This is a genomic window from Collinsella sp. OM06-18AC, from assembly GCF_003438785.1.
GTDB lineage: Bacteria > Actinomycetota > Coriobacteriia > Coriobacteriales > Coriobacteriaceae > Collinsella.
Window position 1 is genome coordinate 158,592 of record NZ_QSTX01000002.1, and the last position, 20,033, is coordinate 178,624.

Below are 20,033 nucleotides of genomic sequence, written 5' to 3' on the forward strand. Positions count from 1 at the left end.
GTTCTAGGCTTGCTGGAGGTTGATATGGTTTGTCCTTATTGTGGTGCTGAGCTTGCTGATGAGGCTCGGTTTTGCGTGGGATGCGGGGCTGCACTTGACGGGACCCAGGCCATGCCCGTAGCCGAGCCCGCGGTTGCGCCGGCGCCTGTGGACTCGCCCGCTCCCAGCAAGAAGCCCAAGAAAGGCGTCGTGATCGCTATCGTCTGCGCGGCGATACTTGTTGTTGGCGGGGGCGGTGGGCTGACATATCACCTGTATCAGCAGCATGTTCAGGAGCAGTATGAGTCGGCTCATTCCAAGCATGCACTTGTGGTGAGTGTAAAGGCTGAAGGTTGGGACACCGATAGCGGCGCTTCTCGTGTGCCGGTTCGCGTAAAGGGCAAGACAGTCGACGGAAAGAAGGTCGACAAAGTCGAATATGTCGCATCCGACGGTTCGGGCATCAAGCTTATCCAGGGCAAGTACACGCTCAAGGCGGCAGGCTCCCCCATCGCCGCCGACGGCACTATCTACCAGGTGCCTTGCACAAAGGCCGAGCTCACGATCGACGACGCTTTTGCTAAGGGAGAGAAGTTCGACTTGGCAGAACTCGCCGAGCAGGATTCGGTTTTGGACTTTACGCCCATCGATGCTGTCGACGTGGCCGACGACGAGATCAACGACGCCGTGACACTCGCCATGGCATACAAGGGCAAGGACGCGCCCAACATCGATGCGCTGCAACACGCCGCAACGAACCGCCGCGACACCGCCGTCGCGGCCAAGAAAGCCGCCGAAGAGGAAGCGGCGCGCCAGGCCGAGGAACAACGCAAAGCCGCCGCACGCCACATCGAGGCCCAAACCTTCAGTGTCGACCTGCCCGAGTACTGGGATGGTAGGGTGACAGCAGAAGTCGACGGAGATGTGATAGGGCTGTACTCGACTGCCTTTCCAGATAAAGAGCTTGGATATCTTGCCATGAAAAATGAACCGTATGGAAACGCGGGAGATATCGAGTGCGGCCGTATTCGCGACATCAAGCTCGACGAAAACCACTATGTAAAACTAGTAATTTATCGTTGGGCCTTTGATGCGGGACAAGACCATTTATTAAAAGCTGCATATCGTCTTAACTTGTGTTCAGATGATGCCGCACGCGAGATAGTCGACCTCCAATCGTTGGGGACAATCTCCTACGACTCCATTCTTGCTGAAATAGTTGCGGCAAATGACCCTAATGTCGCAGCGGTATGCTGGCCAGACGACATCTTTGCCAACGCCCTCGCCCCGACCGTGAAGCTCCTCTAACCGTTCCTCCCCCCAAACACATAGCCGGGGTGCCCCCACACGAAGGGCACCCCGGCTTATTTATTATCCAATGCGGGAACGGCTCTCAGGTCAAGGCCAAAGCAAAACGCCTTAGGCCAAGAACTCCTTGGTGGTCGCCACGATGTTGGCGGCGTCCAGGCCGTACTTGTGCAGGAGCTCGGCACCCGGGCCGGACTCGCCGAAGGTATCGTTGACACCGATCTTCTTGAGCGGCGTCGGGCACTGCTCGCACAGGACGTCGGCGACGGCGCTGCCCAGGCCACCGATCACGGAGTGCTCCTCGACGGTCACGACGTGGCCGGTCTTGGTGGCGCTCTTAACGATCAGGTCGGCGTCGATGGGCTTGATGGTGTGCATGTTGATGACCTCGGCATCGATGCCCTCGGCAGCAAGCTGCTCAGCGGCCTCGAGGGCCTCGCCGACCATCAGGCCGCAGGCGATGATGGTCACGTCGGTGCCCTCGCGCATGACGATGCCCTTGCCTACCTCGAACTTGTAGGTCTCAGGGTCGTTGATGACCGGCGAGGCCAGACGGGCAAAGCGCATGTACACGGGGCCGTCGCACTCGTAGGCGGCGCGCGTCACGGCGCGGGCCTCGACGTCGTCGGCGGGAACAATCACCGTCATGCCGGGGATGACGCGCATGAGAGCGATATCCTCGCAGCACTGGTGCGTGGCGCCATCCTCGCCCACCGAGATACCGGCGTGCGTGGCACCAATCTTAACGTTAAGGTGCGGGTAGCCGATGGAATTGCGGACCTGCTCAAAGGCGCGGCCAGCGGCAAACATGGCAAAGCTGCTCGCGAAGGCAACGCGGCCGGTGGTCGCGATACCAGCGGCAACACCCATCAGGTTGCTCTCGGCGATGCCCACATCGAAGAAGCGGTCGGGGCAGGCTGCCTTGAACTTGCCGGTCTGCGTGGCGGCGGCCAGGTCGGCGTCGAGGACCACAAAGTCATCGTGCTCGTTGGCGAGCTCGACGAGGGCCTCGCCGTAGCTTACGCGCGTGGCGATTTTCTTGACGTCTGCCATCCTAGAGCTCCTCTCCGGCGGCCGTGAGCTCTGCCATGGCCTGCTCAAACTGTTCATCGTTGGGGGCCTTGCCGTGCCAACCCACCTGGTTCTCCATAAAGGAAACGCCCTTGCCCTTGGTGGTCTCGGCGATGATGGCGGTCGGCTGACCCTTGGTGGCGCGGGCCTCGGCAAAGGCGGCGCGGATCTGATCGAAATCGTTGCCGTCGGCGAGCTCCACCACGTGGAACTTGAAGGCGCGGAACTTGTCGGCGAGCGGCATGGGGTCGTTGACCTCCTCGACGGGGCCGTCGATCTGCAGGCCGTTGTGGTCGACGATCACGCAGAGGTTGTCAAGCTGCTGGTTGCCGGCAAACATGGCGGCCTCCCAAACCTGGCCCTCCTCGCTCTCGCCGTCGCCCAGCAGGGCGTAGGTGCGATAGTCGTCGCCCCAGTGCTTGGCGGCAACGGCCATGCCCACGGCGGCGGAGATGCCCTGGCCGAGCGAACCGGTGGACATATCGACGCCCGGGGTGTCGTTCATGTTGGGGTGACCCTGCAGGTGGCTGCCGATGTGGCGCAGCGTCTCGAGATCCTCCTTGGGGAAGAATCCGCGCTCGGCGAGCACAGCGTACAGACCAGGCGCGCAATGACCCTTGGAAAGCACGAAGCGATCGCGGTCGGCCTTGCGGGGGTCGGCCGGGTCGACGTTCATTTCCTCAAAGTACAGATAGGTCATGATGTCGGCAGCGCCGAGCGAACCGCCCGGATGGCCGGACTTGGCAGCGTGCACGCCGGTGACGATGCCCTTCCTTACCTCGTTGGCAACCTTTTTGAGCTCTTCGTCGCTCATTGTGCCTTCCTTTCATCCTCTTAAGACAAGATGCGCACGGCACGGAAAGGTAGTCCCAACACAGCCGCGATGCACGTACGTCATTCATTATGCTGGAAACTGGAAGCTTTACCAGAGTATTTATCATTATTTGAACAATTGAGCAGGCAGAACCGCTGATGAAACGGTTTATCAATGTGAACGTCTTTTGGATGGAACGCAGTCGGCCCTACGCGTTAATGTCCTTGAATCCCTCACCGAAGGTTTCCGTAACGTCGGCGACCGTCACAATGGCGTGAGGATCGCGCTCGCGCACGATCGTTTTGAGGGTGTTGAGCTCGCGGCGGCTCACAATGACCATGATCACCGGCTTCTCGGCACCCGAGTACATGCCGGTCGCCCTAAACTTGGTGCAGCCGCGGCCCAGGCCATACATGATGTCGGCCGCGATATCGGGAAACTTGTCCGAGATGATGAGCACCATACGGCGCCTGTTGCCACCGTCGACCACGGCATCGATCACGTAGCCGCTAATGACCATCGAAAGGCCCGCATACAGCGCGTTTTCGACCGAAAAGACCGGGGCCGACAGCGCGCACACGGCAACGTCGATCGCCATGACGGTGGAGCCCACCGGTAGTGACGTATTGCGCGAGATAATCTGACCGATGGTGTCAGAGCCGCCAGTGTTGGCACCGGCGCGTAGCACCATGCCGTAGCCAATGCCCGTGATAATGCCGCCCCACATAGCGGGCAGCATCAGGTCGGCATGTGCCAGCGGCGCCACAAACGGAGCGAACAGGTCGGTGAAAAAACCCAGCAGCACAAAACCGGTCGCCGTCTGCACCACGTAGAACATGCCACCCTCGCGCATAACAACCAGCAGCAGCAAGGCATTCATCACGATGGTCTGGATACCGACGGGAAGCGATATGCCATGCGAGGCGCCGACCGCCTGAATAATGGTGGCAAGGCCTGTGACGCCGCCGGCGGCAAGGCCGTTGGGGATCAAAAACAAGTCTGTCGCGATAGCTGCCAGGGCGCAGCCAAACATAATCTTGGGCAAGTCATGAAAGAAGTTCATCGAAAGAATGCGCTTGATGTCCAGACGATATGCCATGCTGCCTCCCTCAAAAAAGCGCACCCAAACGAGTGCGCTTTGAACTTCTTGCTGTATTCGATTCTACCGATTCACCGGGCAAATACCACCCCTGCGAAGTGTTTGCATCGACCCGGAGCCAATCATGTGCCTAGGCAGACGATGCTTCCGCATCGGCGTTGCCGGTTGCCCAACGATGGTAGCCGATCACAAACGGATCCAGATCGCCATCGTCGAGAACGGCCTCGACGTTGCTGGTCTCCACGCCCGTGCGCAGGTCCTTGACCATCTGATACGGGTAGAGCACGTAGCTGCGAATCTGGTTGCCAAAACCGATCGTGGTCTTGGGCCCGCGAATCTCATCCAGGGCCTCGGCGCGCTTCTCGAGCTCGATCTCGTACAGACGGGCCTTGAGAATCTGCATGCACGCGGCCTTGTTTTGAATCTGGCTGCGCTCGTTTTGGCAAGTGACAACGATGCCGCTGGGAAAATGCGTCACGCGTACGGCAGAGTCGGTGGTGTTGACGCCCTGGCCGCCCGGACCGCTCGCGTGATACACGTCCACGCGGATATCGTCGGGACTGATCTCGATGTCGATATCGTCAGGCAACACGGGAATGACCTCGACGCCGGCAAACGTGGTCTGGCGGCGCTTCTTATCATCGGTGGGGCTGATGCGTACCAGGCGGTGAACGCCGGCCTCGGCGCGCAGCATGCCAAACGCGTCCTTGCCCTCGACGGTAAAGGTCGCACGGTCGATGCCGATGACCTCAGCCGCGGGGCAGTCGTTAATGGTGACCTTCCAGCCGCGACGCTGGCAGTACTTCATGTACATCTTAAAGAGCATGAAGGTCCAGTCCTGTGCCTCCAGGCCACCCTGTCCGGGCTTGATGGTCACAATCGCGTCGCCGTGATCGAACTCACCGGTAAACCAGCTCGAAAGCTCGAGCTCGTCGATAGCGCGGGCCAGGCGTTCTGCCGTAGCGGCAGCCTCCTCGCGCAATGCGGCGGCATCGGGGTCGTCGCCCATCTCCTCGGCAAGCTCCAGCGCCGCGCGGGCGTCAGATAGCTCGCCGCGCGCGGTATCCACGGCAGCGATATCTTCCTTGGCGCGAGCGATCTCCTCCATGGTGGCGCGAGCGGCGTCGGCGTCATCCCAAAAGCCGGGGGCCACGCTTTTTGCCTCGAGCTCGGTCACGCGCGTGCGCTTCTCGTCCAAATGAAGATACGACTCGACCTCGCCGAGCCGGTCCGCAAACGCGTCCAGCTCGGCGGGCGTTACCTCTAAAGCCTCGGCCATTAACGATTCCTGCCGTGGCAGTACTTGAACTTCTTGCCGCTGCCGCAGGGGCAAAGGTCGTTGCGGCCCACGTTGACATAAGGGTCATCGCTCTCGGACTTGCGGTAGGTGGTCACCTTGCCGCCGTTGTTGACAGCAGCCGGGCCTCCCTGGACGGCCGTACGAGCCTGAACCTGTGCCTGCTTGCGCAGCACCGAGCTGCCGTTGTCGCCATCGACGTCGGCGGGGCCGGAGAAGCGCGCACCCTCGAGCGCGGGGTCCTCCTTGTGCTCCACGGCCTGCGGGGCGGCCTTGATCTCGATGCGCAGAACGGTGCGCAGGTAATCCTCGTACATGGTGTCAACGAGCATCTGGAAGGCACCATAAGCCTCAGTCTTGTACTCGACCAGCGGGTCGCGCTGGCCAAAGCCGCGCAGTCCGATACCGGTCTTGAGGTAGTCCATCTCCTGCAGGTAGTTCATCCAGCGGGTATCGATGACGCGCAGCATGACCTGAGTGTTGAGCTCGCGCATGAGGTCCTCACCCAGGCGCTCGGCCTTCATGTTGTAGCACTTCTCAACGTAGGCCAGGACATCGGCAGCCAGGGCCTCAAAGTCCTCGTCGGGGAACTTGGGCGTATCGATATGCCCGGTCAGCTCCACGACCCACTTGCGCAGGCCCTCGAGATCGCGCTCGCCATCGTGGCTGTCCTTGGTGCAGAACTCCTGCACGCAGCGGTACACGGTGTCGTGCATGACCTCGGTGATGTGGTCGGTCAGGTCCTTGCCGTCCAGAATCTTGTTGCGCTCGGCGTAGATGACCTGGCGCTGCTTGTTCATGACGTCGTCGTACTCAAGAACGCTCTTGCGCATGGAGAAGTTGATGCTCTCGACCTTGTGCTGGGCGCTCTCAACGGCCTTGGAGATGATCTTGTGCTGGATGGGCATGTCGTCGCCCATGTCGGCGGTGACCATCATCTTGGAGACACGGTCCATCTTGTCGCCGCCGAACAGGCGCATGAGGTCGTCCTCGAGCGACAGGTAGAACTGAGTCTCGCCCGGATCGCCCTGACGACCGGAGCGGCCGCGCAGCTGGTTGTCGATACGACGGGACTCATGGCGCTCGGTGCCGATGACGGTCAGGCCGCCGGCGGCAAGCACGCGCTCGCGCTCGGCCTTGCAGGTCTCCTTGGCCTCGGCGTTAAACTGCTCGAGCTGCTCGGGCGTCACGTCCTCCATGGTCAGGCCCTCGTACTCAAGGCGCTCGCGCACCAGCTCGTCGGGGTTGCCGCCCAGCAGGATGTCGGTACCACGACCGGCCATGTTAGTAGCGATGGTCACGGCGCCATAGCGTCCGGCCTGGGCAACGATATGAGCCTCGCGCTCGTGATGCTTAGCGTTGAGGACCTCGTGCGCGATGCCGCGCTTGGTAAGGGCGGCCGACAGTTTCTCGGAGCTTTCGATGGAGACGGTGCCCACCAGGACCGGCTGGCCCTTGGCGTGACGTCGCTCGACGTCGTCGGCAACGGCGTTGTATTTGGCCTGGATGGTGCGGTACACCAGGTCCTCGTGGTCAACACGCTGCACGGGCTTGTTGGAGGGGATGACCTCGACGGGTAGCTTGTAGATCTCGCGGAACTCGGCATCCTCGGTGAGTGCCGTACCGGTCATACCGGAGAGCTTGTCATACAGACGGAAATAGTTCTGCAGGGTGATGGTTGCCAGCGTCTGGTTCTCCTCGCGCACGAGCACGCCCTCTTTGGCCTCGATGGCCTGGTGCAGGCCCTCGGAATAGCGGCGGCCTTCCATGATGCGGCCGGTAAACTCGTCGACGATCTTAACCTCGCCGTTGGTGACCACGTACTGCTTGTCGCGATGGAACATGTACTGGGCCTTCAGCGCCTGCTGCAGGTGGTTGACCAGCTGGCCCGAAAGGTCGGCGTAGATATCCTCGATACCCAGACGGCGCTCGATCTTCTTAAGGCCGCGCTCGGTGGCGGCAATGGTGTGCTTGGCCTCGTCCATGACGTAGTCGCCCGTGGGCTCCACATCCTCGGTGGCGGTGAGCATGTCATGCGACACGTCCTCGCCGCGCTCCAGGCCGCGCACGGCGCGCGCAAAGTCCTTGTAGGTGCTGGCCGACTTGGTGCCGGCGCCCGAGATGATGAGCGGCGTCCTGGCCTCATCGATCAGGATGGAGTCGACCTCGTCGACGATGGCGTAGTTGTGGCCGCGCTGTACGCGCTGCTCGGGGCGGGTGACCATGTTGTCGCGCAGGTAATCGAAGCCGAACTCGGAGTTGGTGCCGTAGGTGACGTCGGCCTGGTAGGCCGGACGCTTAAGCTCGAGCGGCATGTTGTTCTGCAGCAGACCGACAGTCATGCCCAGGTACTTGTAGATGCGACCCATCCACTCGGAGTCGCGCTTGGCCAGATAGTCGTTGACGGTAACGACGTGCACGCCCTTGCCGGCAATAGCGTTGAGGTAGCCGGCCAGCGTGGAGACCAGGGTCTTGCCTTCGCCGGTCTTCATCTCGGCGATATGCCCCTCGTGCAGCGCCATGGCACCGATGAGCTGTACGTCAAAGTGACGCATGCCCGTGATGCGCTTGGAAGCCTCGCGCACGGTGGCAAAAGCCTCGGGGAGCATGTCGTCGAGCGACTCGCCGTTGGCGTAACGCTCACGGAACTTATCGGTCTGGGCGCGGAGTTCCTCCTCGGTCATCTTCTCAAACTGGGGCTCAAGACCGTTGATCTGGTCAACGATCTTGTAGTAGCGCTTGAGGTCCTTATCGGATCCAAAGGACAGCAGCTTTGACATGAATCCCATGTGGTTTTCCTTTTTTGGCCATCGCCCACGCCATGCAGCCTTGGGCGAGTTAAACACAGATAAATGTACTTTAGCCAAACAAGGCGCGGCCTATACGGTCGACCTCGACCGCCACGTAATAACTACGACCCGACCGACCTGCCAAAAAGGGACTGGTTTATTTTGGCAGGTTTTATCTGGGAAAACGCCGTCACTCTGCCATTTGGTGCAAACCAACCCGTCCCCTTCGCACCAATCTGGTGCAATGGGAACGGGTTAGCCTGCACCAATAAAAAGAAAAGGGCCGCGCACCCAAACGGATGCGCGGCCCTTATGCCATGAATGCGAGCGATTCCGCGGCGAGCTATTTACTCAGCAGCCTCGGTGGTCTCGGCCTCGGCAGCGGCCTCCTCGACGGGAGCCTCTGCAGGAGCCTCGGCGGCCTGCTTGGCAGCCTCCTCGGCGAACTTAGCGGCACGCTTAGCCTTCTCGGCAGCCTTAGCCTCAGCGGCGGCCTTGCGAGCGGCCTCGGCCTCAGCAGCCTTGGCGGCCTTGGCAGCCTTGGCCTCCTCGGCCTTCTTGAGCTGGGCGGCAGCGGCGCCACCGAACTTGTCGGCGAAGCGCTGGACGCGTCCACCGGTGTCGACGAACTTCTGCTGGCCGGTGTAGAACGGGTGGCACTCGTTGCAAAGCTCGACCTTCATCTCGGACACGGTAGCGTGCGTCTTGAAGGTGTTGCCGCAGGAGCACGTCACCGTGCACTCGACATACTGGGGATGGATACCCTGCTTCATGGTAGGACTCCTTATTAGTCAGGCGCTGGTTACCGATCAGCGCATAAGGCGTCTTGGTTTCCGACCAAGACAACAAACTCGGCTATGGTACCACGGCGCCGCGTGTCCCACAAAAGGTTCACGGTCTTTTCGGCACAACACGAGCTGGACCTTAAATATCAACTTCATCCGAACACTCCCCCACATTCATCTCTCGTATGTATCGAGGTATTCCTGCTTGAGCGTCTGCGAGGACGACTTGATCTTTTCCACGAGCGTGCCGGCCTCGATGAAGTAGAACGAGTTGGTAAGGTCTGCCAGGTCGTCGAGCAGATGGCTTGAAATGAGCACGCTTCGTCCCCGCGCCACCTCGCTGCGCATCGCGTCGCAGGAGGTTTTCCGTTTTCCCGGATCGAGGCCGTTCAGCGGTTCATCGAGGATGAGGTACGGGCAATCGGTCGCTATCGCCATGGCAAGCTTTACCTGCTGCTTCATTCCTGTCGAGAGTTTACGGGTCGGCTTGTCGAGATATGGGGAGATTCCGAGGGAGTCGCAGAGCGAGTCGATGTCGGCGGCCGATTTCCACGCCTCCCTAACGAAAGCAAGGTGCTCGAGGGCCGATAGCGTGGGATAGAGATCCGCGCCGCCTGAAGAGCTCAGGTAGACGAGTTCTGCAAATTCGGCTGATCGACGTTGGCAGATTCCGTCTGCCGCCAGGCTTCCCGAGCGGATGCGGGTGGGAAATTGGCCCGACAGCGCTTCAAGAAGGGTGGTTTTCCCCGAGCCGTTGGGAGCAACGAGGCCCGCCGCCGTTCCCGGGCTCAGGAAAAGCGATCCGATTGAAAGTATCGTCGTGCTTCCGTATCCCACGCTCGCGTCCAGAAGCTCGAGCCCATGGTGCTTTTTCGCGGGTCCAGGCTGTTTGGGCGAACGTGTCGCAACGGCGCCGACCGCAAAAAAGACCGCGACGTATGCCAGGGCCACGGCAAGCATCGATGCGCTGCCTGAACCGGAGCCAATGAATTCTGTCGGGAAGCATCCTACGTAACCCGTTGCCTCGATAGGCGAGAATACGGCCAGCGGCAGGAGATTGAGCGCGGCGTTATGCTCCAGTGCCGAATCGGACAGTAACGGGAATGCCGGGGCCGCGACAAGCAGCGCGGAGGTAAGGGGGCCTGCGAGGACGCGCTTCGTTGCGGTCGATAGGACGGCGGAGCAAACGGATATCAAGGTTCCGCCCGCAAGCAGCGCGAGAAGCAGGGCTGTGAAGACGTTTCCCGCGGTCGTGGTGGTAAGCGCGCCGTCATGGAAGAAGGCGATCGGGTACCCAATTTGCCCGAAGCCGTTTAGGGCCAAGGCGTAAATGCCCCCGGGTGCGAGGCCGGCGAGGAGCATCGCGGTCCCCGCGGCGATTATCGAAAACACGATCTGGATAAGGCGCCGGAATTTGGGCACGGGCGCCTTCGCCGCCAGGGTCCCGGGCCTTGTGGCCCCGAGCAGGAGTATCGACGAGAGAAGGAAGGGGATGAAGGGAAGGAAAGACGGCACCGTGGCAACGGCGTAAGGCAGGAAGGAAAGGAATGGCAGATCGCTTGCGGAGGCCGGGATATCCGTGATGCCGGAGCTGCTCAGGGCACGGCAATATGCGAGCTCCGCGTCATTGGTCTCTCGGTCTCCCACGATGGATCCGGATTGGAAGCCTTCGTCCATGAGCGCGTAGTAGCTCTCGGCAGAATCGAGAAAGGCGGCGTCGGTTTGAGCGGCAAGGGCGGCGTTCGCGTATCTTGCAAGCTCCGCGTCGACTTGCTGCTCTGGCGATAGGTCTGTGCCGCTGGCCTGGGGTGCGCGCATATTGAATGCGTCGACAAAGCCCTGCATGCCCTGCTTCATAAAGAAGGGCCCGTAGATGGGTGAATTGAACGCAATGGGGACGGAAAAGGCTGCAGCGAGAACGAGCGTACAAATCCATGCGGCCTTGTCTCTTAGGATCAGTTTGAGAAGAAGTCGACAGTACATTCAGAAGCACCTACGTTCCTCAAAGAATCGTTAGATTAAAAGTAACAGACCGGATGAAGATACGTGCGACGGGGGCGAGGCGAATGGCTGAGCGGTATCGATATGCGGGTTTAACGGTATTATATTGACCACATAGATTTTTAACTTGCATTTCTACCCGCCCTTTTCGTAGAGTCGCCGATACGTGCTTAGCGCACCCTCGGCGCGTCCGGCAGGCTTTGCGAAATGGGATCCAGGAGACTTCGGCGCAGCATCATCTTGCGGAATGCTTCTAATGAGCCTCCCATCCTTCAAAAACAGAATCTCATCGCACAGCCTATCGACCGAATCCAAGATGTGGGATGACATGATGATGCACGTACCAGAATCAGCCAGCTTCCTGAGAATCTCGGAATGCAAGTCCACCCTGCTGGGGTCGAGCGCGTTCATGGGCTCATCTAATAGAAGGTACCGCGCGCCCGTCGCATACGCAATCGCCAGGGTAAGCTGCTGCTTCATGCCCTGGCTCAGAGTGCGGATCCTCATCTTCGCGAACTCGCCTATCTGCGTTTGTTCCACTATCTCTTCGATATCGCGAGCATGCGGCCACATATCGCAAACCATCTTGAGGTGATCTTCCGCACGCAATCCGGGATACAGCAGCGTCCCCTCACCAGGTGCATAGAAGATCATAGAACGGACCTCTCTCGCACCCGTACCCTGCACCTCATCCAGAACGATGCTCCCGTCCACGCGAGGACCCGGCAAACCTGCCATCGCACGCAGCAACGTCGTCTTTCCATGCCCGTTCGGAGCGACGAGACCGTAGACCGTACCCGGGGCAAACTCAGCGTTCACCGAATCTACGAGCACCTTCTTTCCATAAGAGATCGTCAGCGTTTGAAGGTCAATCATCGAGATCATCCCCTTTCGATCTTTGGAACACTCAGGCGCACCATCAACGGAGATACGGCGCCCAAGACCACCAGCAGAGCGCCCGATGCGCCGACGACCTCTCCAAAAGGCATCGCGTTCGTCCCTCGCCCAAGGAACCCAATCGTCCCCACCTGGGAAGCGGGATCAAACGAGGCGAATGGAGCCAGCAGCGCGACGCCCATGCCCACGCTTTCAACATGAGCGCTCAACGAACCCAACACCAAGAGAACCGCGCAAACCATTCCGGTGACAACGGGGTTGCGGCTAATCGCTGCTGTCAACGCAGCGACGACGGAAATCACGCCGTATGCCATGACCAGCAACGGAATACTGCACAACACCGCCTCCCCCACCATGGACGTTGTCGAAGCTCCCGCCCGAATGAGAGCGACGGGATACTCCGATCCACCCGCACCGTTCTTAATCACGGACACAACGACAGCGGGAACCATCGACACCAAAAGCAGCACCAAGCCAAGCAGGAGAGCCAGCGCAACAGCCGTCAGAAAACGCACATGCGCTGTTGCGGGGATCTGGAGAACCAGAAGGGAACGACACTGCAGGTGGGTGCACGCGAGCGATGTGACAACCACGGGCAACAGCAAAAATAAGGAGGGAAGCGCTGCCTGGAGATACGAAAGGAGGATTAATGGGGGCATCTTCGTACTTAACTCGTAAACCTTGGGGTCCGGCAAGCTCGCGATCGACTCAAGCAGAAGGGCGCGCGCCTCCGCACGAGAAGGAGTCTCCGGCTCGATTCCGATCGATTGCAGGAGAGTCGCATCTGCCGCGCCCAGCTCACCTCGAGCGCGCTCGTACGTCGCAAGGCTTCGAAACCCCTCCGCAGGCATAGGCGCGTACACGAAACCCGAAAGAGCATCCCGCATGTCTTCCAGGGCCGCTTTGCCCTCGACGTCCATATTCGCAGCGTTCTGCTCTAGATACCGATCTATTGAACGGAGCTCCCCATCCCTATACCGAACAGCGGAAACGTTATCAGCGTCAGGAAACATCTCGACCAGAGCCGGGGCCAGCATCGTCGCCGACATTGCAATCGCGCATACGGCGAGGGTAGGAGAACGCAGGAGCAGTTTCCCCATCGTTCTTACGTATGCAACGGCGGAGGCACAAGCGCTCGAACGAGTTGCCGTTCTCGATGCAGCGAAGGAACCTCTCTCAAGACAAATCGGGGACATCGGGCGCGCGCAGCCGCTCTTTCCAGCAACGCAAAGCAGGCTAATTGCCAGCACCTCGATCCCGATTGCGCATACGAGGGTAATCGCGCCACGCTCGAAGCAAAGTCCAGGCAGATTCACTATCTGCGTTGTCGGGTACGGGCTATAGGCGCCGACGGTCAACTCAGTGTTCGCATACGTAAGGGGATTCAACAGGGCGAACTCACGTAAAGCGATGGATCTTCCGTAATACCCGGGAACCATCGTCGCCCCCATCAGGGCACATACGAACACGATTCCAAGCGTAGGGTTATTGGCAATCTTCACGGCAAGGTGAACGACAAGCGAGATGAACGCTGCCACCAAGAATTGCAAGATGGCCGTCTGCGCGAACACCAGCCAAGCCGGTTTGATAACCGGAGTCGCATATTGAACGTAGCCTATCGGATAGAACGGCGAGCCCGGGCCATTCTTCACAAGTGCGGCGATTATCCCTGGAAGATTGACGGCGAAGACGGCAAGCATCGCAAAAACACTCGCCCATACGCTCGATGCAACAAGCCTGCCCAGCTCACCCATCGGTGCCTGGATGATGAGTTTTTCACGTTTGTTAAGACGCGCGGCAAGGAACGAGACGGCAACGGCCGTTGCGGCCCATAGCAAGTACTCCTTCGATCCGTCATAAAAGGAGTACGCTCCATCCGATACCTGCAGAAACGGAAGCAGAGGAGAGAGCGGCGCCAAGACAAGACGCCCCGCGGCAAGAGGGTACAGAAGCGCGGGCATGCTTGATGAAGAGGTATAGACGCCCTCCTCCCCCGCATTCACAAGCGCATCCGCATAGGATGCTGACAATTCCTGCTCAACACGGGTTATTCCCGACTCGAGGTATTCAACCCGTCCGTCGATGCCAGCCGCGCTCCTGAAGACGGGCAGAGCACAAAGAACCATCAACGCAACAACGGCAACACAGAGTGACCTGGAGGAGAGGAGCGACCTAAAGATTGCCTTCGAGATTTTGAGCATATTCATCGCCAACCTTAACCTCATCCAGTCGGAACAGAGGGGCCGAACAAAATGCTCGGCCCTTATTACTTGCCGGCAAAGTCAATTTAACATAAACTGTTAAAAAGTAACCTGAGTTTTTTAAATTCTTCGGAGGTTATTATGAGTTCCGACAATCGCACTCCCCGGCTTCATTCCTTCCGCATCGCATGTGCGATAGCCTCTGCGACCCTTTGCGCCACCGCCATCGCACAAGTGGCGTTCTCCTTAAAGCCAGCAATCGAAGTGCTCGACAACCCTGTAATTGCAGACTCCCCCGCGTATCCAGCCCTTGCGATCTCGACATTGATCCCTGCCGTCATCGGTATCGCTACGACCATCCTCAGCGCCGTTCTCGTGTGGACGATCAAGAGCGGAGACCCCTTCAAGAAAGGGTCTGCGACATGCTTGAAGGTGCTCGGCATTCTCTTCGTTGTTCAAGCTGCCACCAGCCTCTACGCCGGCTCACTCAAAACCTCCGTTTCGATGTTTGGCGGCGAGGGGGCCGTCGGCGCCCAAGAGATCGCTTCATCATTCGATTGGACCTCTCTGATTCTCGGCATCGTCCTGTTCATGCTTTCCCAGCTCTTCTTGTACGCCCGAGAGCTGTACCTCGACTCCGACGAGATTGCGTAAGGAAACGCCATGCCCGTAATTGTTCGCCTCGACAAGATCATGGCCGAGCGAAAGATTTCCTCGAACGAACTTGCCGAAAGGATTGGAACCACGCCCGTGAACCTGTCCCGTATTAAAAAAGGGCATATTCGCGGCATTCGCTTCAACACACTCGAGCAGCTATGCCTCGCCCTTCGTTGCCAACCCGGAGACCTTCTCGAAGTCATGAGCGAAGAGGATGCCCGAAAGGAGTTCGGACTCGATTGGTCCGCCGAGGATTAGAGGGCAGTCGTACTCGCCCTGCACACGGGGATGCGAATCGGCGAGGTCTGCGGCCTTCGGTGGTGCGATGTGGATTTCGAGACGGGCCTGATCTCGATCAGACACTCGGTGGCGTACGCGAAGGGAATGGGTTCGTTCATCAAGGACACCAAGACCCATGACGCCAGGGGTATCCCCATCGACCCGGTCGGCCTACTCCCCTTCCTGAAGGAGACCCACGAGATCGACTGCGGAAAGCTGCGCTTGCGCGGCCTTACCGGGGCGGTCGAGATCGGGGACTGCTACATCCTGTCGGAGCCGGGCGCGACCTTCGCGACGACAAGCTATATCCGCAGGGCGTTCAAGACGTTCTCGGAGACCAACGGCCTCATGGGCACCAACGACGAGCTGATCACGTTCCACGGCCTTCGCCACACGTTCGCAACGCAGTGGATCCGCCAAGGCGGCGATATCAAGGCGCTCCAATCGATCCTCGGCCACAAGGACGCCATGGCGACGCTCAACGTCTACGCCGACATCGAGCCCATCTCCAAAATCCATAACATGCTGCGCGCCACGCCGTGCCTTTGGCGCGGGCACCTCGGGCCGAGGGTCGATCCGGGTCCCATGTTCCAACAGAGGATCAAGGAGTCCATCGAGACGCTCCAGGCGTTCGGCTACGGCATCACCGAGCCGGACGACCGAAATATCGCCATACGCGACGTGAAGACGAACAGTTGGCTCTAGCTCACCGAGTACGCGGCAGTGCTGGGCCCATCCCAACTGAGGTCACGGTGGTCCGATAGGGGCGCCGCCCGCGGCATGCGCCGCGGAGCGGTATCCCCTACCGAAGGGCGGGGATGCCCTCCGCTTCCAGTTCGGAATCAGCCGTCGGAGGCGTTCGGCTGACTGCGGGAACGGCCTGTCCGCTCAATGTGTTCGGCTGAGATCGGAAATCAACCCAACACGAGCCGGACACGCGCCAGACGGCTCTTCCCCGTACGGCCTTCCCCCTTACGCTCATGTTGCAGACGTGTAACGCCGCAGTAAGCACACCCCTTTTGGCGCCAGACAGGTACAATGATGAACACTGTACCGTAGCGGAGCGCCCCCGCGCGCCGCAACCACGCGAAAGGGTTTCCCATGGCCGAGATCTCGTCCTCCCGCATCGTCATCACCGTCCTTGGCAAGAACCGCCCCGGCATCGTCGCCGGCGTCACCCGTGTTCTGGGCGAGGCCAACGTCGACATCCGCGACATCACGCAGTCCATTATCGAGGACATCTTCACCATGACCATGCTGGCCGACACCGCCGAGTCCAAGCTCGACTTCGCCGAGCTGCAGAAGGCGCTGGCCGAGGCCGGCGAGCTTTCGGGCGTCAACGTGTCCATCCAGCGCGAGGACGTCTTTAACTTTATGTACCGCCTGTAGCGAACAAGCCGCTCGGGGCAGCTTGACGTCATATCGTCCAAGCGCGCGGCCCCAAAGCGGACCGGAGAGGAGCGCGCATGGCCTACGACGCCAAGAAAATCTACTACCGCTTCGACGATCACCTGAGCCGCCTGGTTCTGGATTACGAGGCGAGCCGTCAGATTTCGCCTGAAAGCGAAAACCTCTACCACGGCCTGCCGACCGCCCCGTACGACGAGGGCTTGTTCGTAGAGCACAACGTCAAGCGCGGCCTGCGCAATGCCGATGGCTCGGGCGTGGTCGCGGGCCTTACCCGCATCTCGGATGTGCATGGCTACAACAAGGTCGACGGAAAGGTCGTGCCCGATCAGGGCAAACTCACGCTTCGTGGCTACAGCATCGAGGACCTGGTCAACAACGCCCAGGCCGAGGATCGCTATGGCTACGAAGAGGTCGCCTACCTGCTCATCACGGGCTCGCTGCCCACCAAAGAGGAGCTCGACGGTTTTTGCGGACGTCTGGGCGCTTTTAGGCACCTGAGCGACGAGTACGTCAAAGAGTTCCCCATGACCACGGTGTCGTCGAGCATCATGAATGTGCTTCAGCGCGCCGTACTGCTGCTCTACGCCTTCGACGCCGAGCCCGACGCCATTACACCCGAGCACGAAATCGACGTGGCCATCTCCATGCTCGCCCGTCTCCCCCGCATCGCCGCCTTCGCGCATATGGCCTCGGTCGCCAAGCGCCGCGGCTCCGAGGTTCATGTACCGCACCCCACACCCGGCCTCTCCACCGCCGAGACCATCCTGCAGGTGTTGCGCGGCGGCATGGAATTCACCCGCGACGAAGCCATGCTGCTCGACGTGATGCTCATGCTGCATGCCGAACACGGCGGCGGCAACAACTCCACGTTTGCCTGCCGCGTGCTGTCCTCCTCGGCCACCGACCCGTATTCCGCCTATGCCGCGGCCATCGGCTCGCTCAAGGGTCCGCGCCACGGCGGCGCCAACGCCAAGGTCGTGTCCATGCACGAGGACATCCGTGCGCACGTCTCCAATTGGGAGAACGAGGACGAGGTCGCAGCCTACCTGGGCAAGATCCTCGACAAGCAGGCCTTCGACGGCACGGGTCTCATCTACGGTATGGGCCACGCCGTCTACACGCTGAGCGACCCGCGTGCCGAGGTGTGCCGCCGTTACGCACGCACGCTTGCCGCCAAGAAGGACCTGGGCGATGAGTTCGCGCTCATCGAGCGCATCGAGCGCCTGGCACCGCAGGTGATGCGCGAGCACGGCATGACCAAGCCCATCTGCGCCAACATCGACCTGTACACGGGCTTTATCTACAAGATGCTCGGCGTGCCCGAGACGCTCTTTACACCGCTGTTCGCCGTCGCCCGCATGGCCGGTTGGTCGGCGCACCGCATGGAAGAGCTCTTCTGCGCGCACCGCATCATCCGTCCCGCGTATCGCCCGGTTATCGAGCCGCTGGAGTACAAGCCGCTCGCCGACCGCTAGGACGCGGACCGTTATAGAACCCGAGCGTGGCCAGGGCATCACCGCCCTCGGCCACGCTTTTTATGCCAGTAGAAAGGGCTGCATCGAATGATTGTGTTTTCCGATATGGATGGAACGCTGCTGACGAGCGATAAGCAGATGAGCGACGCCACCTGGACGATGCTCGACGAGCTTGCGCGCCGCGGTGTTGAGTTTGTGCCCTGCACGGGGCGCCCGCTGTCGGGCATCTTTGAGCCCATCCTCGCCCACCCCGCCGTACACTACGCGGTCTGCGCCAACGGTGCCAGCGTCTGGCAGCTCGACGACGGTACGCCCACCGATGCCTCACGTGCTACGCGCATTTTGAGCCGACCGCTCGACCGCGCCATCGCCCACCGCGTCCATAGCATTGCCGCCGGCCACGATGTGACCTTCGATATCTTCGCGGACGGGCAGTGCTTCCTCCCCCGCTCGCTCTACGAGCGCCTGGACGAATTCTGCGGCGGCGACCCCCACATCGCAGCTTCGCTCAAGCGCACGCGAACGCCGATCGACATGGATATCGACAGCAAGATCGACGGAGTCGAGACACTCGAACGCATCGCCATGTACTGGCACGACCCAGCCGATCGCGACGCCATCGCGGCAGCGCTCGACACGCTCGAAGGCATCGAGGTCACGCGTTCGTACGCCATGAATATCGAGGTCATGGGCGAGGGAGCCACCAAGGGAACGGCCCTCACGTGGCTATGTGAGCACCTGGGCGAGCGTCTCGCCGACGCCTGGTCGTTCGGCGACAACATCAACGACATCCCCATGCTGCAGGCAGCGGGCCACGGCATGGCCATGATCAACGCCGAGCCCGAGGACCGCGAGGCCGCCGACGCCATCACCGAATACGACAACGACCACGACGGCGTCGCCCGCACCATCATGGCCGCCCTCGCCTAGCAGCAGCAACCCGGCAGAAAAGGAACGTCCCCATCTGCCGGATTAAGCGAGACTCTCCAGCACGCGACGGAGCTCCTGCTGAACGGCGTGGTCGCGGTTACGACCCACCACGCAATCGGCCACCGCCTTGAGCGCGGGGCGCGCGTTTTCCATCGCGCAACCCGTGCCGACAAAGCGAATGATCTCGTAGTCGTTCATAGAGTCGCCAAACGCCATAACCTCATCGCGCCCAATGCCGTAATGCTCCGCGAGCTGTGCGATGCCCGAAGCCTTCGACACACCGGGCTGCATGGCATCGATCCACGCGTTGCCTGAAGGCGCAAAGGTAAAGAGCTGACCGAGTTCGCGCTGTAGCACGTACGCACTGTCCATAACGGCACCGTCGTCGCAAAAGATACTCGCTTTGATGATATTTACGCTGGGATCGGGCAGCTCCCAAATGCGCTCGGCATTGGGGAGGTCCTTATCGACCTCGCGCACGAACTTGCACTCGTCATCGAGTAAAAAGGACTTGGTTCGGTCAAAGAGTGCAAGATGCAGATTGGGAAACGTCGCGACGGCCTGGGCGAGCTTTCGAATCGCCAGGTGCGAATACACCTCGCGGTCTACCAATTTGCCGTCGGCGTAGACCTGGGCACCGTTAGCTGCGACAAAGTCCATCTTGTCGCGAACGGGCGCAAAGAACTCGCACAGGCGATCGTAGCGGCGGCCTGACGATGCAGCAAAATGTACACCATGCTCGCGTAGCGCCAGGATCAATTCGTAGGTCTCAGGCGGCACCTGGCCATTTTCGTCAAGCAGTGTGCCGTCCATATCGGATGCAATCAGTTTAAACATAGAAAAGCTCCCTTCGGGCTTGATGGAATCGGACGTGTATCCGATTCCAACGTACCCAAAGGGAGCCCAAATAAGACCCCGCAGTCATAAACGTTACAAGGACCTAGCAAATAGCTCACGCGCGCCAGAGGTCCCACGGTCGTGGCGTCAGGCGACACGCCAAAGAGTGTCCCCGACGGCCAGTCGTTTAAGAACGTCCCCAAT

The 20,033-nt window shown here is 60.3% G+C and carries 17 protein-coding genes and 1 pseudogene; 8 read left to right on the top strand and 10 right to left on the bottom strand.

Annotation, left to right across the window (positions count from 1 at the left end; genetic code table 11):
• Positions 1–24: 24 nt before the first annotated feature.
• Both DXB86_RS10180 and DXB86_RS02095 read left to right on the top strand, forming a co-directional pair.
• Positions 25–90, top strand: a pseudogene (locus DXB86_RS10180) (zinc-ribbon domain-containing protein); the annotation flags it as partial.
• Positions 91–111: 21 nt separating this feature from the next.
• Entirely contained in the window at positions 112–1,287 is a 1,176-nt protein-coding gene (locus DXB86_RS02095; protein WP_233504118.1) for a hypothetical protein, read from the top strand.
• Positions 1,288–1,398: 111 nt separating this feature from the next.
• On the opposite strand, the gene DXB86_RS02100 is transcribed toward DXB86_RS02095, so the two are convergent.
• The 9 genes from DXB86_RS02100 to DXB86_RS02140 all read right to left on the bottom strand — a co-directional run bounded on the left by DXB86_RS02100 (position 1,399) and on the right by DXB86_RS02140 (position 14,247).
• Positions 1,399–2,340 carry a transketolase family protein gene (locus DXB86_RS02100; RefSeq protein WP_117735983.1) on the bottom strand — a complete coding sequence of 314 codons (942 nt, stop codon included), beginning with the start codon at positions 2,338–2,340 and terminating at the stop codon, positions 1,399–1,401.
• 1 nt (position 2,341) lies between these two features.
• Entirely contained in the window at positions 2,342–3,172 is an 831-nt protein-coding gene (locus DXB86_RS02105; RefSeq protein ID WP_099432020.1) for a transketolase, read from the bottom strand.
• A gap of 208 nt (positions 3,173–3,380) precedes the next feature.
• Positions 3,381–4,271, bottom strand: coding sequence for a YitT family protein (locus DXB86_RS02110; protein WP_117583025.1), 891 nt, complete (start codon positions 4,269–4,271; stop codon positions 3,381–3,383).
• A gap of 130 nt (positions 4,272–4,401) precedes the next feature.
• Positions 4,402–5,550 carry a peptide chain release factor 2 gene (prfB, locus tag DXB86_RS02115; protein ID WP_117583026.1) on the bottom strand — a complete coding sequence of 383 codons (1,149 nt, stop codon included), beginning with the start codon at positions 5,548–5,550 and terminating at the stop codon, positions 4,402–4,404.
• Positions 5,550–8,357, bottom strand: a complete 2,808-nt coding sequence (secA, locus tag DXB86_RS02120) for a preprotein translocase subunit SecA (protein WP_117735984.1) — start codon at positions 8,355–8,357, stop codon at positions 5,550–5,552. The genes prfB and secA overlap by 1 nt, the downstream gene beginning before the upstream one ends.
• Before the next feature lie 347 nt (positions 8,358–8,704).
• Positions 8,705–9,130, bottom strand: a complete 426-nt coding sequence (gene rpmE, locus DXB86_RS02125; RefSeq protein ID WP_006235303.1) for a 50S ribosomal protein L31 — start codon at positions 9,128–9,130, stop codon at positions 8,705–8,707.
• Positions 9,131–9,316: 186 nt separating this feature from the next.
• Positions 9,317–11,125 (bottom strand): ABC transporter ATP-binding protein, encoded by a 1,809-nt coding sequence (locus DXB86_RS02130; protein WP_117735985.1) that lies wholly within the window; start codon positions 11,123–11,125, stop codon positions 9,317–9,319.
• Between the two features lie 153 nt (positions 11,126–11,278).
• Positions 11,279–12,019 (bottom strand): ATP-binding cassette domain-containing protein, encoded by a 741-nt coding sequence (locus DXB86_RS02135; protein WP_117769450.1) that lies wholly within the window; start codon positions 12,017–12,019, stop codon positions 11,279–11,281.
• A gap of 5 nt (positions 12,020–12,024) precedes the next feature.
• Complete coding sequence (locus tag DXB86_RS02140; RefSeq protein ID WP_147330813.1) at positions 12,025–14,247, bottom strand: hypothetical protein; 2,223 nt, start codon at positions 14,245–14,247, stop codon at positions 12,025–12,027.
• 135 nt (positions 14,248–14,382) lie between these two features.
• Between DXB86_RS02140 and DXB86_RS02145 the strand changes: the two genes are divergently transcribed.
• From DXB86_RS02145 to DXB86_RS02170, 6 genes are all read left to right on the top strand, one after another.
• Positions 14,383–14,895 (top strand): DUF2975 domain-containing protein, encoded by a 513-nt coding sequence (locus DXB86_RS02145; RefSeq protein WP_117735987.1) that lies wholly within the window; start codon positions 14,383–14,385, stop codon positions 14,893–14,895.
• Between the two features lie 9 nt (positions 14,896–14,904).
• Entirely contained in the window at positions 14,905–15,156 is a 252-nt protein-coding gene (locus tag DXB86_RS02150) for a helix-turn-helix transcriptional regulator (RefSeq protein WP_006235292.1), read from the top strand.
• An 18-nt stretch (positions 15,157–15,174) separates the two neighbouring features.
• A complete protein-coding gene (locus tag DXB86_RS02155) occupies positions 15,175–15,882 on the top strand; it encodes a site-specific integrase (RefSeq protein ID WP_255413433.1) in 708 nt (235 codons plus the stop codon).
• Positions 15,883–16,278: 396 nt separating this feature from the next.
• Complete coding sequence (locus tag DXB86_RS02160; RefSeq protein ID WP_006235289.1) at positions 16,279–16,566, top strand: ACT domain-containing protein; 288 nt, start codon at positions 16,279–16,281, stop codon at positions 16,564–16,566.
• A gap of 77 nt (positions 16,567–16,643) precedes the next feature.
• Positions 16,644–18,062, top strand: coding sequence for a citrate synthase (locus DXB86_RS02165; RefSeq protein WP_117735989.1), 1,419 nt, complete (start codon positions 16,644–16,646; stop codon positions 18,060–18,062).
• A gap of 87 nt (positions 18,063–18,149) precedes the next feature.
• Positions 18,150–18,992, top strand: coding sequence for a Cof-type HAD-IIB family hydrolase (locus tag DXB86_RS02170; protein WP_117735990.1), 843 nt, complete (start codon positions 18,150–18,152; stop codon positions 18,990–18,992).
• A 42-nt stretch (positions 18,993–19,034) separates the two neighbouring features.
• On the opposite strand, the gene DXB86_RS02175 is transcribed toward DXB86_RS02170, so the two are convergent.
• Positions 19,035–19,829 (bottom strand): Cof-type HAD-IIB family hydrolase, encoded by a 795-nt coding sequence (locus tag DXB86_RS02175; RefSeq protein WP_117735991.1) that lies wholly within the window; start codon positions 19,827–19,829, stop codon positions 19,035–19,037.
• Positions 19,830–20,033: the final 204 nt, after the last annotated feature.

What these genes read in the sequence shown, in the direction of transcription:
- DXB86_RS02150 (WP_006235292.1), top strand. Translation starts at nt 14,905, where the DNA reads ATGCCCGTAATTGTTCGCCTCGACAAGATCATGGCCGAGCGAAAGATT.
- DXB86_RS02135 (WP_117769450.1), bottom strand. Translation starts at nt 12,019, where the DNA reads ATGATTGACCTTCAAACGCTGACGATCTCTTATGGAAAGAAGGTGCTC.
- DXB86_RS02165 (WP_117735989.1), top strand. Translation starts at nt 16,644, where the DNA reads ATGGCCTACGACGCCAAGAAAATCTACTACCGCTTCGACGATCACCTG.
- DXB86_RS02130 (WP_117735985.1), bottom strand. Translation starts at nt 11,125, where the DNA reads ATGTACTGTCGACTTCTTCTCAAACTGATCCTAAGAGACAAGGCCGCA.
- DXB86_RS02170 (WP_117735990.1), top strand. Translation starts at nt 18,150, where the DNA reads ATGATTGTGTTTTCCGATATGGATGGAACGCTGCTGACGAGCGATAAG.
- DXB86_RS02100 (WP_117735983.1), bottom strand. Translation starts at nt 2,340, where the DNA reads ATGGCAGACGTCAAGAAAATCGCCACGCGCGTAAGCTACGGCGAGGCC.
- DXB86_RS02105 (WP_099432020.1), bottom strand. Translation starts at nt 3,172, where the DNA reads ATGAGCGACGAAGAGCTCAAAAAGGTTGCCAACGAGGTAAGGAAGGGC.
- DXB86_RS02160 (WP_006235289.1), top strand. Translation starts at nt 16,279, where the DNA reads ATGGCCGAGATCTCGTCCTCCCGCATCGTCATCACCGTCCTTGGCAAG.
- rpmE (WP_006235303.1), bottom strand. Translation starts at nt 9,130, where the DNA reads ATGAAGCAGGGTATCCATCCCCAGTATGTCGAGTGCACGGTGACGTGC.
- secA (WP_117735984.1), bottom strand. Translation starts at nt 8,357, where the DNA reads ATGGGATTCATGTCAAAGCTGCTGTCCTTTGGATCCGATAAGGACCTC.
- DXB86_RS02175 (WP_117735991.1), bottom strand. Translation starts at nt 19,829, where the DNA reads ATGTTTAAACTGATTGCATCCGATATGGACGGCACACTGCTTGACGAA.
- DXB86_RS02110 (WP_117583025.1), bottom strand. Translation starts at nt 4,271, where the DNA reads ATGGCATATCGTCTGGACATCAAGCGCATTCTTTCGATGAACTTCTTT.
- DXB86_RS02095 (WP_233504118.1), top strand. Translation starts at nt 112, where the DNA reads ATGCCCGTAGCCGAGCCCGCGGTTGCGCCGGCGCCTGTGGACTCGCCC.
- DXB86_RS02145 (WP_117735987.1), top strand. Translation starts at nt 14,383, where the DNA reads ATGAGTTCCGACAATCGCACTCCCCGGCTTCATTCCTTCCGCATCGCA.
- prfB (WP_117583026.1), bottom strand. Translation starts at nt 5,550, where the DNA reads ATGGCCGAGGCTTTAGAGGTAACGCCCGCCGAGCTGGACGCGTTTGCG.
- DXB86_RS02140 (WP_147330813.1), bottom strand. Translation starts at nt 14,247, where the DNA reads ATGAATATGCTCAAAATCTCGAAGGCAATCTTTAGGTCGCTCCTCTCC.